The organism is Enterococcus mundtii, assembly GCF_002813755.1.
Classification (GTDB): Bacteria; Bacillota; Bacilli; order Lactobacillales; family Enterococcaceae; genus Enterococcus_B; species Enterococcus_B mundtii.
Genome location: NZ_CP018061.1, coordinates 2320198 through 2337012, shown reverse-complemented (window position 1 = coordinate 2337012; position 16815 = coordinate 2320198). Strand labels below are relative to the sequence as shown.

Sequence of the window (16815 nt, the reverse complement as noted above, 5' to 3'; positions counted from 1 at the left end):
TTTTACTTTAAACATGGTATGATTAATTTAGCTTGATTTAAAAATAGGAGAAGATCAATGGAAAAAAGCATGGCAAAAATCAATCAATTTAGAGATGATCGCAATTGGCGACAATTTCATAATGAAAAAGATTTAGCAATTTCGATTTCTTTAGAAGCCTCAGAGTTATTAGAGTTATTCCAATGGAAGCAACCAGAAGAAGTCACCACCACTCAGCTTGAACGAATCAAAGAAGAACTAGCAGATGTGTTGATATACTCTTATATGATGGCCGACAATCTAAATTTAGATATCGATACGATCATTGAAGAAAAATTAGAAAAAAACAATCAGAAATACCCAGTAGAAAAAAGTAAAAACAGCAAAGAAAAATATACAGAATTATCATAGGAAGATAAGCGTGGAAGGTGGAAGATACATGAAAAAAAAAGGAAGAGCCAAAAAGTGGCTGGTCAATTTCCTATTGTTTCTACTATTATTAGTAGGATTAGCCTTGATCTTTAATGAACAGATCAAAGATTTTTTTGTTAAAAATACGGGAGATGCGTACGCTATTTCTAATGTGACTCGTGATGATATTGTCAAAAATAATCAAAAAGAGGCAAACTTTGATTTTGATTCAGTTGAATCAATGAGTTCAGAAGCGGTGTTAAGAGCCCAATTGAATCGACCAGATCTACCAGTCATTGGAAGTATCGCCGTCCCATCCGTCTCGATCAATTTGCCGATTTTTAGAGGGTTAGATAATGCAAACTTATTGTACGGTGCCGGAACATTAGACCCAGATCAAGAAATGGGAAAAGGCAACTATGCCTTAGCAAGTCATCGTGCCAACAATCCGGAATTACTTTTTACTCCGTTAGAAAACCTAAACTTAGGTGATAAAATCTATATCGTCGATTTGGAAAACGTCTACACGTACAAAGCGACATTCAAAGAAAAAGTCGACCCTTCAGCAACAGAATTATTGAACATCGAAGAAGGAAAAGAATTGATCACCTTGATCACTTGTGGTGATATGGATGCCATTACACGCCTAGTCGTCCAAGGAGAACTCGAAAGCATCACACCAATGAAAGAAGCCACCCAAGAAATGAAAAACGCCTTTGACATGCCAACGAGAACGTTTTAGGTAAGGTTGTGAAAAAGCCGTTCAGCTCCAAGTAATAAGGGTCTCCCTGAGAAAATAGTTTTCTATATTTTCTCAGGGAGACCCTTATTATCGTAGGAGTTGGCTTTTGAACACTGTTTGTCAAGGTTATGAAAGAAGCGATCAGCACTAAGGCATAAGACAGAAAAATTGAAAATGGCTTTTTCATTTTTGATTTTTTTGGCTTATGACCGAAGTGTTGCTTCTTGAACACCGTTTATCAAGGTTGTGAGAAAAACGTTTTGATCTGAGCAGTAAGATAGGAAATTGAAAAATAGCTTCTCATATTTTACAATTTTTTAGCTTAGTGTTGAAGATCAGTTTTTCGATCACCGTTTATCAAGGTTGTGAGAAAAACGTTTTGATCTGAGCAGTAAGATAGAAAAAAGCTTTTCATATTCTGATCATCAACATCACAATAGAGGAAAAAGGATAGAAATGGCTCGTTCATTTCTATCCTTTTTCGTTACTCTCATCGCTTGTATATTGGATTCATTGTGTCAAGATGCTTAAAGTTATTCTCCTTTTAAAAAAAATAAAAACTATGAAAAGGGTTGCATAACGAATGTGATAGTGGTATAGTAAACGTAGTTAATCAATGGATTGTTACTGTTCGGCAGGCAAAACCAGAATTCAGCTAGTAATTACGGGCGGATTCTAGGTTTTTTTATTTTATAGTTGGGAGGTCGATGTAGATGGTCATAGAAAAAGTCTTGAATAATAATGTTGTCATTTCAAAAAATGAATTAGGCGAAGAAATCATCTGCATGGGAAAAGGTCTTGCTTTTCAAAAAAAATCAGGCGATACGATCTCTGAAGAATCGATCCAAAAAGAATTTGTGCTAAAAGATTCTTTTACTACGCATCAGTTCCAACAATTGATGGCGGATGTCCCATTAGAAGAGGTCGATCTTGTGAAGCAGATCGTTGACCTTGCCGAAGAACAACTAAACATCCAATTATCGCCAAACATCTATTTGACACTGACCGATCATATCCATTACGCGATCAGTCGAGCAAAGGAAAACATCGAATTACCGAATCCTTTATTATTTGAGACAAAAAAGTTTTATCCTAAAGAATATCGAGCAGCCAAACAAGCCCTTCAACTTGTTGAAGAAAAGCTCGGTGTGACCTTACCAATGGATGAAGCAGGCTTCATAGCCTTTCATTTCGTCAATAGTGAACAGGGAAATGGCGACATGCAAGTAACGATGGCGGCAACGAAAATGGTGCGAGATATCCTAAGTATCATCAGTAAATTTTTCGGCATCGCCTTTGACGAAGATTCCTTGAATTATCAGCGGATCATTACACATTTACAATTTTTCACACAACGATACTTAAAAGATGAAACTTCGGATGAGAAAGATGAATTTCTTTATGCACTTGTCCAAGGAAAATATCCAAAAGCATTTCGCTGTGTGGAACGGATCAATGAATACCTGATACAAACACAGCAAAAAGAGATGGGACCAGGGGAACAAATCTACCTGACGATCCACATCCAACGTGTAGTAACTGAAAAACAAACCCAATCATAAGGATTGTTACTGGATCAAGCAGGCAAAACCTAGATTGAAAATATGGACACGTCTAATCACGTGACCGTTTTTTCAATCTAGGTTTTTTATTTTTATCAAAAAGAAAGAAGGAAAGAATATGGATAATCAAGCAGTAGGACGGAGAGTCTGGGAAGCCGTAGGTGGAGAAAAAAATGTTAATAGTTTAGTGCATTGTGCGACCAGACTGCGTTTCAAATTAAAAGATGAATCAATTGCAGATACGCAGAAATTAAAAAATGACCCCGATGTCATCCAAGTCGTTCAAAGTGGCGGACAATATCAAGTCGTGATCGGCAGCAATGTGTCTGATGTCTATCAAGCAATTGTGGATGAACAAGGCTTAGGAGAAGGGGCAAGTTCAGAAAGTGAGGATACTAGTAAAAATCCTTTGAATCGCTTGATCGATATTATTTCAAGTATTTTCACTCCATTCTTAGGTGCCATGGCAGCTGCTGGGATTTTGAAAGGTTTCTTATCACTGGCGACAGTTCTCGGTTGGCTGGCAGCAGAGAGTGGCACTTACCAAATCTTGTTTGCAGCAGCAGATGGGGTCTTTACTTTCCTACCAGTGATGTTGGCCTTTACAGCCGCGAAGAAATTCAAGACCAATCAATTTTTGTCCGTAGCAATCGCGATGGCATTAGTTTATCCAACGATCACGCAATTAGCAGGATCAGGTGTTGCAGTTGATTTCTTTGGTCTTCCAGTGATCTTGTCTCAATCAGGCTATACTTCTTCTGTTATTCCAATCATCTTAGCGGTTTGGGTACAAAGTAAGTTTGAGCCACTTGTGAAGAAAGTTATTCCACAATTTTTACAAATGATTTTTGTACCAATGATCGTCTTGTTAGTCATGGTGCCTTTGACATTCTTAGTATTAGGACCAATTGGAACCGTTATCGGTAATGCCTTAGGTGGGTTGTTCAATTCGATTTATAGCTTCAGTCCATTAGTTGCTGGGGTTATCATGGGTAGCATGTGGCAAGTGTTGGTTATGTTCGGGATGCACTGGGGCTTTGTGCCAATCATCTTCTTGAATATCGAACAATATGGCTTTGATGTTTTGATGCCAATGCTTTTACCAGCAATTTTGGCACAAGGTGGTGCAGCATTAGGTGTAGCTTTACGTACGAAAGATTCAAAATTACGCTCATTAGGGATCTCTTCAATGATTACTTCGTTCTTTGGAATCACTGAACCGACTGTTTACGGTGTGACGTTACCTTTGAAAAAACCATTTATCGTTGCCTGTATTTCCGGTGGGATTGGTGGAGGAATCATCGGGTTTGCTGGCGTAAAAGCATTCTCTAGTGGTTTGATCAGTTTACTGACCATCCCAACATTTATCAGTACCGATCCAGCGCTTGAATCAAGTGTAACCATGGCGATCATTGGTACAGCAGTTGCTTTTGTTCTTGGTTTTGTCGGTACTTACTTGATTGGTTTTGATGAAGAAGTACAAGATGAAAAATTAGAAGCAACAGAAACAACAACAGGGGATACGATCAGCACAGCACGTCAGAATTTGAAAAGTCCATTGACTGGAAAAGTCTTACCACTGACAGAAGTACCAGATAAAGTCTTCTCTTCTGGGGCAATGGGAAAAGGGATTGCAATCGATCCTGAGAAGGGCGAATTAGTTGCACCGGCAGATGGCGAAATCACGACGATTTTTCCAACAGGTCATGCAGTTGGTTTGACAACCACAGATGGTGTAGAGATTTTGATGCATATCGGAATGGATACTGTCGAATTAAACGGTGAAGGATTCTCAACATTTGTGAAACAAGGAGATAAAGTAAAAGCAGGGGACTTGCTTGTCCGCTTTGATATTGAGAAAATAAAAGCAGCAGGTTATAGCGTGATCACCCCCGTAGTCGTAACGAATACCGATCACTTTGCAGATGTGTTAGAACTTAATCAACAAGAAATTATTGCTAATGAAGATTTTCTGGCAATTGTAAAATAAAAGGAGGAAAACAATCATGACAGCACGATTCAAAAAAGACTTTTTATGGGGTGGCGCAACAGCCGCAAATCAATTAGAAGGTGCGTTCGACCGGGATGGAAAAGGCTTATCTGTCGCCGATGCAATGCCTGGTGGCAAACAACGTTTTGCAATCATCGGAAGCGAAGAATTTGATTGGACGATCGATGAGGAGAAATACCTTTATCCGAATCATCGTGGAATCGAACATTACGATCACTTCAAAGAAGATATTGCATTATTTGCAGAAATGGGCTTTAAAAGTTATCGTTTCTCCATTGCTTGGACACGAATTTTCCCCCAAGGTGATGAGCAAACACCGAATGAAGCGGGCTTAGCTTTTTATGATGAATTGATCGATACGTGCTTGAGTTATGATATCGAGCCAGTCATTACGATTTCTCATTATGAAATGCCATTACATTTAGCAAAAGAATACGGTGGGTGGAAAAATCGTCAGTTGATTGAGTTTTATGAACGTTTTGCTCGCACCGTGTTAGAACGTTACAGCAGCAAAGTGAAATATTGGATGACGTTCAATGAAATCAATTCAGCTTTCCATTTCCCAGCATTGAGTCAAGGATTGGTCAAAAGCAATGGCGCAAGTGACTACCAAAATATTTTCCAAGCATGGCATAATCAGTTTGTCGCTAGCAGTAAAGCGGTGAAGATCGCACATGAGTTGCGTTCGGATATCCAAGTAGGCTGTATGATCATTTATGCAACGACCTATAGTATTGATGCAAACCCGATCAATCAAGTGGCTACATTGATCCAAAATCAAGAGTTCAACTTCTTCTGTACAGATGTGCAAGTTCGCGGCGAATATCCAGCCTATACAGCACGTACGTATAAGAAATATGGTGTGGACGCGGAAAAACTAGAACAAACAGAAGAAGATTTCCAATTATTAAAAGAGTATCCAGTGGATTATATCGGGTTTAGTTACTATATGTCATCAGCTATCGATGAAACCAATCCAGATGCCGATACATCGAATGGAAACCTACTAGGCGGCGTGAAGAATCCATTCCTTGAAGCAAGTGAGTGGGGCTGGCAAATCGACCCTGAAGGATTGCGCGTGGCGTTGAACGAATTATATAACCGCTATGAAAAACCACTGTTTATTGTTGAAAATGGCTTGGGTGCGATCGATAAAGTGGAAGAAGATGGCTCAATTAATGATGATTATCGGATCGATTACTTGCGTCGTCATATCGAAGCAATGGCTGAGGCAGTTGCTGATGGGGTCGATTTGATGGGCTACACACCATGGGGCTGTATCGATTTAGTTAGTGCATCTACAGGGGAAATGAGTAAACGCTATGGATTTATTTATGTCGACCTTGATGATGAAGGAAATGGGACGTTAGCACGTACCAAGAAAAAATCTTTTGACTGGTACAAGGCAGTCATTAAAACGAACGGCGAAGAATTAGGATAAATAACGACTGGGCCATTTTTATAGAAAGGCCTTTCACCACCAAAGTCCTTACAAATTTAATGATTGTTTGAAATTTCTGATAAAATTCTCCTTGTTTTTATAATCGGCAATTATGTTATTAAAACAAGGATATAACAAAGGTACGAAAAAAGTAGGGTAATAAGCTTAGATGTTTTGTTATGTCTAAGCTTATTATTTGTACATAGGTAGACCAATTATCAAGATTTCTATTCTTTTTTTTGTTTATTTATGTTATTCTTTTACTAACATAAAGGTGAAAGGTGAAGCTATGAAAAGAACGCGTGTATTATATTTAGAAGTAGCAGACAAGATCAAAGAGGATATTTTTTCAGGAAAGTATCCGGTGGGGAGTATGTTACCGACGGAAAATGAGTTAGAAGAATTGTTCCAAGTGAGTAAAATCACTGTGCGAAAAGCCATCGAGTTATTAGCTACAGATGAATATGTCGAAAAGAAAAGTGGTCGGGGAACGACAGTATTAAGCAATCGTCCTTACAATCGTTTATCTAAAGCCGAAAGTTTTACTCAGATCTTAAAAGATTCCCAATATGAGGTTCGCAAAGAAACGATTGGTTTAGAAAAAATCAGTATCAAAAAAGATCATCCATTATATTCGATGTTTGGTTCAGCTGCAGTATGCTTCAAGCGTTTGTACTATTTAAATGACCAACCATATATCTATTTTGTTCACTATTTACCAAAAGACATGAATAAAATGAAACAAAAAGAATTTGATAAAGAATCTTTGTACCGGTTGCTCACACAGAACAATCACATTATCGACTCTTTTTCAGATGACTTTTCTGCTACGTTTTTAACAGATGAAGAAAAAGCACTATTAAAGACGACTTCAGAAATCGGGATCAAGCGTGTACGTCGATCAACGACGGAAGATCGAGAAGTAGTCGAGTATTCAGAGGCAATTTATCATACGGATCTACATCCTTATCATATCAACTACGAAACATAGACAATCGCAATGAGGTCGGGGTAGAAGTGTGTAGCCTCGAGAAATAAGGCGTCATCCATGAAAATTGTTCTTCAAATTTTTGTGGATGGCGCCTTGTTTCTCGAAGAGGATACTTCTGTTCCCGCCGTTTATTCGGTTTCAGGAGGTGGGAGAGGCTGATTGTCTCAGTCTCTTTTTGTCAGAATAATCATATATTTTAATGAAAATGTTTACATTATATCATTAATATGTTATCTTTTATTTAAACATTATAATGTTTAAATAAGGGGGAGTAACAAATGGATAAATTTGTAGGGTTGATCGAACAAAAAATCATGCCTGTTGCGAATCGGATTGGTACACAGCGTCACATGACAGCGATTCGAAAAGGAATCATTGCGACAATGCCATTAACGATCGTTGGTTCATTTTTTACGATATTGTTGAACATCCCGATTGCGTCGGTCGCAGCAGTCATTGAACCATATCGGGCAATTTTAGATATCCCATTTCGATATACAGTGGGAATCTTAGCTTTATACGCCACATTTGGGATTGCCTCTTCATTAGCAAAGAGCTATCGTTTAGATTCATTAACTGCCGGTATTTTAGCCTTGATGTCCTTTCTGATCGTAGCTGCGCCACCAACTCAAGTGTTGGAAGATCTTGAAGGGATAACCGCTGGACGCTATATCAATATTGCGAATCTTGGTTCAGGTTCTTTATTTGGGGCAATCGTAACAGCGATTTTGACTGTAGAGATCTATCGTTTCTTTATTGAAAAGAAAATCACGATAAAAATGCCAGATGGTGTGCCGCCAGAAGTGACGAATTCTTTTGTCGCATTGATCCCAGGAGCAGTGATCTTGATTTTCTTTTGGGTCATCCGTCATTTGCTTGGCTTTGACTTGAATGGTTTCTTGAGTCAATTGTTGATGCCACTTAAAGGCGTGTTAGCAGGGAACAGTTTATTTGGTGGACTACTTACGGTTTTCTTGATTTGTTTCTTCTGGGTATTAGGGATTCATGGACCGGCTATCATGGGACCGGTGATTCGTCCGTTTTGGGATATCTCGATTGCTGAAAATATCGACGCATTCAATGCAGGAACCAATGCACATGATATGCCAAATATCTTTACAGAACAATTTTTACAATGGTTTGTCTGGATTGGTGGGGCAGGTACGACTCTTGCATTAGTCGTGCTATTCATGTTCTCCAAATCCAAGTATCTGAAAAGCTTAGGACGTCTGTCGATCCTTCCTGGTTTGTTCAATATCAATGAACCAATGATTTTTGGGGCACCGATCGTCATGAATCCAGTATTGGGCATCCCATTTATTGTCGCACCCTTAGTAACGACAACAATTTCTTATGTCCTTACGGTAAGTGGTTTAGTGCCAATGATGGTGGCACGGTTGCCTTTCGCGATACCAGCGCCATTTGCGGCTTGGATGAGTACCAATTGGAGCGTCGCTGCGGGTGTCTTAGTCGTGTTCAACTTCTTTATCACTTTAGCGATCTATTATCCATTCTTCAAAGTATTTGAGAAACAACAGCTGGCACAGGAGAAAGAAGAAGAACAAGCAGAGCAAGCCTCTGTCCAGATCACAGATGGTATCACGAACGAGTAAATAGAAAAGAAAGCAGGAGTTAATATGAAACGTTCACTAGGAATCTCTCTTTATCCTGATCACAGCAATCCGCAAGAAGATCGTGCCTATCTCGAAATGGCACATAAATATGGATTTACTCGAATTTTTATGAGTATGCTAGAAGTGACGGAGGGAACAGAACAAGTCAAACAGAAATTTCAACAATTGATCGAATACGCTGCATCACTTGGGTTTGAAACGATTTTAGATGTCGCACCATCGATTTTCGAACAGTTGAATATTTCATATGATGACATGAGTTTCTTTCATGAATTGGGTGCAGATGGGATTCGTTTAGATTTAGGCTTTGATGGCCGAAAAGAAGCGCTACTGACTTACAATCCTTACCAGTTAGCAATTGAATTGAATATGAGCAATGATGTGGCTTATTTAGAAAATATTTTGAGCCATCAAGCGAATACCCCTTTTTTATACGGGTGTCATAATTTTTATCCTCAAGCAGGAACTGGACTTCCTTATGAATTTTTTGAAACATGCAGTCGCCGATTTAAACGCCAAGGCATCCGTACTGCCGCTTTTATTACTTCTCAAACGGGCACAATCGGTCCTTGGGATGTGAACGATGGCTTACCAACATTGGAAATGCATCGCCAGTTAGGTGTTGTTCCAGCGGCTAAACATTTATTTGCGACTAATCTTATCGATGATGTCATTATCGGCAATGCGTATGCTTCAGAAGAAGAGTTGCAAGCGTTAGGTGCAGTTGATCGGTATCAGACTGTTTTTGCTATTGAGTTTCTTCCTCAGACCAATGAAGTCGAACGAACGATCGTCTTAGATGAGCAACACGTTCGCAGAGGAGATATCACGTCGCAAGTGATCCGTTCAACAGAAGTGAGAAAAACGTATCAAGCTGATGCTAATCCTCCTCATGACAATGAAGAAATGTTTCAAGTGGGAGATGTCGTTGTTGGAAATGATCGCTTTGGGAAATATAAGAATGAATTGCAGATCGTATTAACGCCACATCAAGATCCAAGAAAAAATAAAGTGGGTGCCATTGTGGCGGATGAACAACTGTTACTATCCTTCGTCCACCCTTGGTCAAAATTCAAATTTAAAGAAAAGTAGGCGTTTGTCATGTTTGATTTAATTATAAGAAACGGCAAGGAGTTAGGCAAAGAACCTGTTGATATCGGTGTGAAGAACGGCAAGATCGCCTTGATCAGTAAGTACATCGAAGAATCCGGGAAACAAGAACTGGTACTTACAGATGAACAGTATCTCTCTGCAGGGTGGATCGATGATCATGTCCATTGTTTTGAAGAAATGACATTATATTACGACTATCCCGATGAAATCGGTGTGGATAAAGGGGTAACCACGGTCATTGATGCTGGAACGACAGGTGCGGAAAATATCCACACATTTTATGAACATGCAAAGCAAGCAAAGACAAATGTTTTTGCTTTACTGAATATTTCAAAATGGGGAATTGTGGAACAAGATGAGTTGGCAGATTTATCAAAAATCCAAACAGATCTGGTTCATCAAAAACTAACAGAATTGCCTGATTTTATTGTAGGACTAAAAGCTCGGATGAGTAAAACAGTCGTGGGGGAAAATGGGATCACGCCTTTAAAGTTAGCAAAAGAAATCCAAAAGCAAAATGCTGGATTACCATTAATGGTCCATATCGGTTCTGCGCCTCCACGTTTAGATGAAATTTTAGCGCATATGGGAAAGAATGATGTGATGACCCATTGCTTCAATGGAAAGCCTAATGGCATCATTGATCCAGCGACCAATGAAATCAAATCCTTCGTCAAAAAAGCCATTGCTGACGGTGTGGTGTTCGACATTGGACATGGGACCGATAGTTTCAATTTTGATGTGGCAGAAACTGCGCGCCATGCGGAAATCAAAGCCGATTCGATCAGCACAGATATCTATATTAGAAATCGTAAAAATGGTCCGGTATATGATTTAGCAACGACGATGGAGAAACTCTACGTTGTCGGTTATTCTTGGCAAGAAATCCTTGAAAAAGTGACCAGCGCACCAGCGAGACAATTCAACCTAGCGACAAAAGGCAACATCAAAGAAGGCTTTGATGCAGACTTTACGATTTATAATTTTCTCGATCAAGAAAAGCAATTGACGGATTCGAATGGCAATACACGAACGACCACACAGCAAATTATTCCTGTAAGCGTTATTATTGGAGGTGTCAGTTATGACTGTGAATCATGAGAAATTTGGCTTGAATGAAGTGATTAATGCTTCTGGTCGAATGACGATCTTAGGCGTGTCCACTTTGAGCGAATCGGTGTTAGAAGCCCAGCGTTTTGGGGGCGAACATTTTTTTGAAATGGCTGAATTGATGAAGAAAACCGGTGCATACTTGGCAAAACAATTAGCAGTAGACGATGTTCAAATCGTTTCTTCCGCATCTGCTGGAATTGCGCAATCCGTTGCTGCGGTGATCGGTCAAGGATCGATGTACCATGTGCATCACCCTTATGACGAAACGATCAAACGCAGAGAAATCATTTTACCAAAAGGTCACAATGTCGATTACGGTGTGCCAGTGGAACTAATGATCCAACAAGGTGGTGGACATGTCATTGAGGCAGGGTATGCCAACCAATGTTCACCTGACCACATCGAGGCGATGATCACCGAGCAAACAGCAGGTATTTTGTACATCAAAAGTCATCATACCGTCCAAAAAAGTATGTTGGATGTGGCAGAAGCGGTAACAGTGGCTAATAAATATGAACTGCCTTTGATCGTTGATGCAGCAGCCGAAGAAGACTTACTTAAATATACCGCATTAGGCGCTGATCTAGTGATCTATTCAGGTGCCAAAGCGATTGAAGGTCCAAGTGCAGGGATGGTGATTGGTAAAGATCCGTTCGTTTCTTGGGTTCGTCTGCAATCACAAGGCATTGGTCGATCGATGAAGATCGGCAAAGAAAATGTTTTAGGCTTTGTCCAAGCAGTCGATGATTATTTGATACATGGTAGTGAATCAGGTGAATCGATGAAAAAAAGAGTTCAGCCATTTGTCGAAGCACTTGAAAAGTTGCCAGGTATCAAGGCTAAAGTCGTCCAAGATCCAGCTGGGAGAGAAATCTATCGTGCCAGTATCCAAGTCGTTACAGGCTCTGCCAGGACGATCATCGAGCAGCTAAAAGCAAAAGCCCCAGTCATTTATACCAGAGAGTACCAAGCGAACAATGGGATCATTGAGTTCGATATTCGCTCAGTGACGCAAAAAGAGATGGAACAGATCATCCAACGTTTAAATGAAATCTTACAACCAAAGGAGTAATCATGATGTCATTGACCCCAAATTATCTTGAAGATAGAATCTGTTTGAATGTGCTAGCCAATTCTGTCGAAAATGCAAAAGAATGTTATGAAGCAGCCGAAGGGCATATCTTATTAGGTGTTTTATCTAAAAATTATCCGAGTGATGATGCAGCTATCACAGACATGAAAAAATACCAAGAAGCAACGAGTAATGCGTTATCGATCGGCTTAGGAGCCGGCGATCCAAAGCAAAGCCAGATGGTGACTCGCTTGGCGAAAGTATTACAACCGCAACATGTCAACCAAGTTTTCACAGGTGTTGGCGCTTCTCGTGCGGTCTTAGGACAGTCAGACACGATCGTCAATGGTTTAGTTTCTCCGACTGGAAAAGAAGGATACGTCAATCTTGCAACTGGTCCTTTAAGTAGCCAAGGCCCTGCTGCGATGGTGCCGATCGAAACAGCCATTCGTTTGTTACAGGATATGGGTGGAAGCTCGATCAAATATTTTCCAATGAAGGGATTGGCGCATAAGAAAGAATATGAAGCTGTTGCAGCAGCTTGTGCAGCGTTTGATTTTTATTTAGAGCCAACGGGTGGAATCGATTTAACGAATTTTGAAGAAATCGTTCAGATTGCATTAGATGCAGGAGTCAAAAAAATCATCCCCCACGTCTATAGTTCGATCATTGATCCAGAGACAGGTGATACTCGACCACAGGAAGTCCGTCAGTTGTTGGCTATGATGAAAAAATTAGTGAAAACAGGTGAGTGACCATGAAAATCGGTGCATTTGGTGAAGTGATGTTGAGGCTGACACCCCCTGAATATCTGATGTTGGAACAAACGCACACTTTGCGTATGGCTTATACTGGAACAGGTGTGAATCTAGTTGGTAATCTAGCACATTTTGGAGTGGAAAGTTACTTGTTGACGGCACTACCAGCCAATCGTTTGGGAGATGCAGCGTTAGCTAATTTGAAGAGTTTAGGCATCAATACCTCCTATGTCATTCAAAAAGAACAACATATCGGCACTTATTTTGCTGAGATGGGCTATGGGATCAGACCAACAGAAATTACCTATCAAAATCGTAAAAATAGTTCTTTTGGTTTAGCTACAGTGGCTGATTATACCATCGAGGACTTTATCGATACAGTTGATTTAGTCCACATCTGTGGCATCAGTTTGAGTTTAAATGAGCATTCAGCGGAAGTGGCACTTGCTGTAGCAAAAACAGCGCATAGGAAAGGGAAAAAAGTTTGTTTTGATTTTAATTTTCGTCCGAGTCTAAACCAAGAGCCAGATAAAAAAAGAGTGATGAAGGAACGTTATCAAGAAATACTGCCCTATTGCACGGTCATCTTTGGTTCTGTTCGTGATTTGTCTGAATTGTTAGAGAGGCCAATGGACCTTTCCAGTCGTTCTGCCAAAATTCGTTCGTTTCAAGAATTTTTAAGTGATTACCAAATCGACTGGTTTGCTGGTACGACACGGCAATCAACCAGTGAAAAGAAACAACTAAGTGGCTATCTGATGACTTCGACAGAATGGATCGAAACAGAAGCGTATCCACTGGATAGTTTAGATCGTATCGGAGCAGGTGATGCCTTTGCTGCGGGGATTTTATTAGGCTATAGTGAGAATTGGTCATTGGATCGAACCGTCCAATTTGCATTAGGTAATTCACGCTTAGCCCACACGATCCAAGGGGATGTGCCACTGACGACCAGAAAGCAAGTGGACCAATTATTGACGCATCCAACGATTGATTTGAATCGATAAAATAAGTTATACAAAAAACTGGGCGAAAAATGGTACAGTTTTTCGTAGCTTTTCAGATTCGCTTGACTCTCTATCTGGGAATCAGTATCATAAATGGCAGATAGAAACAGTCAAATAAAAAAGGCCCCCCAATTTTTAGTGGCAGCTAAAAATTGAGGGCTTGAGTAGTCAACGCATTGACCAATCAAGTTTGCCATAGTCAATGGAAACCATCGACCGAGTTCATTGTATCGAATCTTAAAGGAGATTGCTAGCTTTTTTGTCGATTAAATGAATAAAATGTATGGGCTTTTATTTACTGTGCCAAAAGAGGAGGGACAATCGTGCCCTCTTCTTTTTTGTCCAACACGTATACCCAAGGACGATTGATCAAACAGTAAGTCTGAAAGAACAAGTAATGATCCACAACATCGTTTATTGCTTTTTTAAATGCTTTCTTATCAATGATCAAGGCAAGTCATGCGTTTTGACCTCATGGATCGTTTGACTGTTTTCTATCTTCTATCGGATCAGCCGTTGAGAATTCGTTGATCGATACAAATAAAAATAACAAAAGAAACAAAATGGATTTCTTTCTTCAACAGAAGTCAAATGTTATTCGCAAGAAAGTCGAAAGAAAGAGAATATCACAAAGTAAGACCATACGTTTTTTTAGTTTTTAGTTATTTAAAAAATGGTATTAAAACATAATATATTGAAATTTCACCCGAAGACAAAACACTATATATAGTGTTTTTTATTTTGTATAACACTAAAATACAACTAAATCTAGTCTTTTATTTTAAAAAAACAAGAGTAGAATAAGGGTAGATCGATTAGTAAGGATGTGTTTTTTTTGAAGTTGACTATTTTTTGTGGTTCACGTTTTGGGCAAGATCAGAAGTATCTTCTGTTAGCTGAAACGATTGGAAAATATATGGCAGAAAAACAAATTGAATTGGTTTATGGTGGCTCAGATTCGGGTATCATGGGTGTTTTTAGTCGCACGATCTTACAAAATGGCGGACGAGTAACAGGGATCTATCCAGTCGGGCTATTTTCTGAAGAATTACCAAAAACAGATGTTACCACGTTTATACCAACGGAAACGATCGATAAACGTAAGGAACTACTATTCGAAAAAGGGGAGGCAGTGCTGGTGTTTCCTGGAGGACTAGGTACACTCGAAGAATTTTGCAGCTACTCTCCTGGATGGCAATCGGCTTGATACCAGAAAAACCAATTGGTATCCTTGATGTTCATGGGTATTATTCAGGATTGAAAGAATTGATTGGGAATTTCGCGAGAGAAGGATTTATGGCTGAGAAATGGCTCAACCATCTTTATTTTTCAAATGATCCTTTTGAGCTGATCGATCAATTATGTGCAACAGAAAAACAAACGAAATCAATGATGCAGGAGATTAAATAATGAGTTATATTTATTTAGCAGGACCTTTCTTTTCAGAGGAACAAATCGAGCGGATTGCTCAGGTTGAAAGGGCATTGACTGCCAATCCAACGGTGGATAGTTTCTACTCACCAAGACACCATCAACACAGTAATTATGAGATGTTTAGTGGCGGCTGGGCGCAAGAAGTCTACGAGAGAGACATGAAAGAACTTGCCTCGGCAGAGCAAGTCGTAGCAATCCTAGATTTTGAACATCAGACGATCGATCCTGGCACTGCCTATGAATTAGGCGTTGCCACGATGATGGACAAACCGATCATCATTTTTCAAGAAGAAACGGTACCAACTAATTTGATGATCACACAAAGTTTACATTCATATGTAAAAACGTTCGAAGCGATCCAAGCATATGATTTTAAGATGTTACCCAAAAGTGCTTATAAAGGCGAATATTTATAGAATGAGAAGGGATTAGATGTCAGTGATATTGATTTCAGGAACAATTGGCGCAGGAAAGAGTAGTTTGACCGATATGCTTGCCAAAAAGATTGATTCAACACCATTTTATGAAAATGTAGAGGACAACGAGGTACTACCTTTGTTTTACTCTAATCCAGAGCAATATGCGTTTTTATTACAAATCTTTTTTTTGAATAAACGATTTTTAGCTATGAAAAATGCATTGAACCATGATGATAACGTATTGGACCGTTCGATTTATGAAGACAGTTTATTGTTTCATCTAAATGCTGATCTAGGTCGTGTGTCAGATATTGAAGTCCAACAATACGATAACCTCTTAGATACGATGCTTCATGAATTAGATGATGTTGCACCTAAAAAAAGACCCGATCTACTCGTGCATATCAAAGTCTCTCTTGATACGATGTTGGCACGAATCAAAAAACGTGGGCGAGACTATGAACAATTGGATAGTGATGAAACGCTTTATCAGTATTACCGCTCATTGAATGAACGGTATGATCAATGGTACGAAGACTTTGATGTTTGTCCAAAAATCCAAATAGATGGTGATGCCTTTGATGTTGTTGAAAGACCTGAAGATGCACAAGTCGTGATAGAGCAGATCCAAGCAAAATTAGCTGAATTAGAAGAACAGCAGTCTGGAAGTTACTATACCGACAATCAACATGCTAAAGGACAGCAATTAGATTCGTCAGGTGCTATGTAAGGCGAGACAAAAGCAAAATTCGCTTTTGTTTTCAACCTGTAACTGAATAAATGCTGGAGCTAGAAGTTATCTCTTAAAAAATAAGGCAACAACTACAAAAAAAGGAAGAATGATTTTTGTAGTTGTCGCCTTATTTTTAGAGACTAAACACTTCTGTTCCGCGCTCTTTTTTTTAATTATTTGTTTCTTTGTTCGACTCTTCTCGGTTTGTAAAAAACTCAAAAGGTTGATTCGAACCCTCGATCATTTTATGGCAATGGTCACAAAAATTGGCTCTTCCTTGGTCGTTGATCTCTGTGTGTACATTTTGGTTCGTCGTACAGGTACAGTAATCTTGAGTATTTGCTGTCTGCATATTCTTTCTCCTTAGTATATCAAGTGCTTCTTTACTATAGCAG

At 39.4% G+C, this 16815-nt stretch carries 15 protein-coding genes and 1 pseudogene; 15 read left to right on the top strand and 1 reads right to left on the bottom strand.

Annotated elements, in window-relative coordinates:
- The first annotated feature begins 57 nt into the window (after nt 1-57).
- The 15 genes and pseudogenes from EM4838_RS11005 to EM4838_RS10935 all read left to right on the top strand — a co-directional run bounded on the left by EM4838_RS11005 (nt 58) and on the right by EM4838_RS10935 (nt 16417).
- Nucleotides 58-390 carry a nucleotide pyrophosphohydrolase gene (locus tag EM4838_RS11005; RefSeq protein WP_071867198.1) on the top strand — a complete coding sequence of 111 codons (333 nt, stop codon included), beginning with the start codon at nt 58-60 and terminating at the stop codon, nt 388-390.
- A gap of 28 nt (nt 391-418) precedes the next feature.
- Complete coding sequence (locus EM4838_RS11000) at nt 419-1132, top strand: class A sortase (RefSeq protein WP_071867197.1); 714 nt, start codon at nt 419-421, stop codon at nt 1130-1132.
- 713 nt (nt 1133-1845) lie between these two features.
- A complete protein-coding gene (gene licT, locus EM4838_RS10995) occupies nt 1846-2694 on the top strand; it encodes a BglG family transcription antiterminator LicT (protein ID WP_071867196.1) in 849 nt (282 codons plus the stop codon).
- A gap of 118 nt (nt 2695-2812) precedes the next feature.
- Nucleotides 2813-4684: a beta-glucoside-specific PTS transporter subunit IIABC gene (locus EM4838_RS10990; RefSeq protein WP_071867195.1), complete on the top strand. Its 1872-nt coding sequence runs from the start codon at nt 2813-2815 to the stop codon at nt 4682-4684.
- Between the two features lie 16 nt (nt 4685-4700).
- Complete coding sequence (locus EM4838_RS10985; RefSeq protein ID WP_071867194.1) at nt 4701-6146, top strand: glycoside hydrolase family 1 protein; 1446 nt, start codon at nt 4701-4703, stop codon at nt 6144-6146.
- Between the two features lie 289 nt (nt 6147-6435).
- Nucleotides 6436-7137: a GntR family transcriptional regulator gene (locus EM4838_RS10980; protein ID WP_010734698.1), complete on the top strand. Its 702-nt coding sequence runs from the start codon at nt 6436-6438 to the stop codon at nt 7135-7137.
- Nucleotides 7138-7415: 278 nt separating this feature from the next.
- Nucleotides 7416-8750 carry a PTS sugar transporter subunit IIC gene (locus EM4838_RS10975; protein ID WP_071867193.1) on the top strand — a complete coding sequence of 445 codons (1335 nt, stop codon included), beginning with the start codon at nt 7416-7418 and terminating at the stop codon, nt 8748-8750.
- 24 nt (nt 8751-8774) lie between these two features.
- On the top strand, nt 8775-9863 hold the full coding sequence (locus EM4838_RS10970; protein WP_071867192.1) for a DUF871 domain-containing protein: 1089 nt from the start codon (nt 8775-8777) through the stop codon (nt 9861-9863).
- 9 nt (nt 9864-9872) lie between these two features.
- Nucleotides 9873-10985: an amidohydrolase/deacetylase family metallohydrolase gene (locus EM4838_RS10965; protein WP_071867191.1), complete on the top strand. Its 1113-nt coding sequence runs from the start codon at nt 9873-9875 to the stop codon at nt 10983-10985.
- Entirely contained in the window at nt 10969-12069 is a 1101-nt protein-coding gene (locus tag EM4838_RS10960; RefSeq protein WP_071867190.1) for a DgaE family pyridoxal phosphate-dependent ammonia lyase, read from the top strand. The genes EM4838_RS10965 and EM4838_RS10960 overlap by 17 nt, the downstream gene beginning before the upstream one ends.
- Nucleotides 12070-12074: 5 nt before the next feature.
- A complete protein-coding gene (dagF, locus tag EM4838_RS10955; protein ID WP_071867189.1) occupies nt 12075-12824 on the top strand; it encodes a 2-dehydro-3-deoxy-phosphogluconate aldolase in 750 nt (249 codons plus the stop codon).
- A gap of 2 nt (nt 12825-12826) precedes the next feature.
- Nucleotides 12827-13834 carry a sugar kinase gene (locus tag EM4838_RS10950; protein ID WP_071867188.1) on the top strand — a complete coding sequence of 336 codons (1008 nt, stop codon included), beginning with the start codon at nt 12827-12829 and terminating at the stop codon, nt 13832-13834.
- An 835-nt stretch (nt 13835-14669) separates the two neighbouring features.
- Nucleotides 14670-15244, top strand: a pseudogene (locus tag EM4838_RS10945) (LOG family protein).
- Nucleotides 15244-15684: a nucleoside 2-deoxyribosyltransferase gene (locus tag EM4838_RS10940; RefSeq protein WP_071867187.1), complete on the top strand. Its 441-nt coding sequence runs from the start codon at nt 15244-15246 to the stop codon at nt 15682-15684. The pseudogene EM4838_RS10945 and the gene EM4838_RS10940 overlap by 1 nt, the downstream one beginning before the upstream one ends.
- A gap of 16 nt (nt 15685-15700) precedes the next feature.
- Complete coding sequence (locus tag EM4838_RS10935) at nt 15701-16417, top strand: deoxynucleoside kinase (RefSeq protein WP_071867186.1); 717 nt, start codon at nt 15701-15703, stop codon at nt 16415-16417.
- A gap of 172 nt (nt 16418-16589) precedes the next feature.
- Here the strand turns inward: EM4838_RS10935 and EM4838_RS10930 are convergent, their stop codons facing one another.
- A complete protein-coding gene (locus EM4838_RS10930; RefSeq protein WP_071867185.1) occupies nt 16590-16772 on the bottom strand; it encodes a hypothetical protein in 183 nt (60 codons plus the stop codon).
- Between the last annotated feature and the right edge of the window lie 43 nt (nt 16773-16815).

Excerpts from the sequence above, each read along its gene's own strand:
- EM4838_RS11005 (WP_071867198.1), top strand. The coding sequence starts at position 58 with ATGGAAAAAAGCATGGCAAAAATCAATCAATTTAGAGATGATCGCAAT.
- EM4838_RS10970 (WP_071867192.1), top strand. The coding sequence starts at position 8,775 with ATGAAACGTTCACTAGGAATCTCTCTTTATCCTGATCACAGCAATCCG.
- EM4838_RS10960 (WP_071867190.1), top strand. The coding sequence starts at position 10,969 with ATGACTGTGAATCATGAGAAATTTGGCTTGAATGAAGTGATTAATGCT.
- licT (WP_071867196.1), top strand. The coding sequence starts at position 1,846 with ATGGTCATAGAAAAAGTCTTGAATAATAATGTTGTCATTTCAAAAAAT.
- EM4838_RS10980 (WP_010734698.1), top strand. The coding sequence starts at position 6,436 with ATGAAAAGAACGCGTGTATTATATTTAGAAGTAGCAGACAAGATCAAA.
- EM4838_RS10965 (WP_071867191.1), top strand. The coding sequence starts at position 9,873 with ATGTTTGATTTAATTATAAGAAACGGCAAGGAGTTAGGCAAAGAACCT.
- EM4838_RS10975 (WP_071867193.1), top strand. The coding sequence starts at position 7,416 with ATGGATAAATTTGTAGGGTTGATCGAACAAAAAATCATGCCTGTTGCG.
- EM4838_RS10935 (WP_071867186.1), top strand. The coding sequence starts at position 15,701 with ATGTCAGTGATATTGATTTCAGGAACAATTGGCGCAGGAAAGAGTAGT.
- EM4838_RS10950 (WP_071867188.1), top strand. The coding sequence starts at position 12,827 with ATGAAAATCGGTGCATTTGGTGAAGTGATGTTGAGGCTGACACCCCCT.
- dagF (WP_071867189.1), top strand. The coding sequence starts at position 12,075 with ATGTCATTGACCCCAAATTATCTTGAAGATAGAATCTGTTTGAATGTG.
- EM4838_RS11000 (WP_071867197.1), top strand. The coding sequence starts at position 419 with ATGAAAAAAAAAGGAAGAGCCAAAAAGTGGCTGGTCAATTTCCTATTG.
- EM4838_RS10940 (WP_071867187.1), top strand. The coding sequence starts at position 15,244 with ATGAGTTATATTTATTTAGCAGGACCTTTCTTTTCAGAGGAACAAATC.
- EM4838_RS10985 (WP_071867194.1), top strand. The coding sequence starts at position 4,701 with ATGACAGCACGATTCAAAAAAGACTTTTTATGGGGTGGCGCAACAGCC.
- EM4838_RS10930 (WP_071867185.1), bottom strand. The coding sequence starts at position 16,772 with ATGCAGACAGCAAATACTCAAGATTACTGTACCTGTACGACGAACCAA.
- EM4838_RS10990 (WP_071867195.1), top strand. The coding sequence starts at position 2,813 with ATGGATAATCAAGCAGTAGGACGGAGAGTCTGGGAAGCCGTAGGTGGA.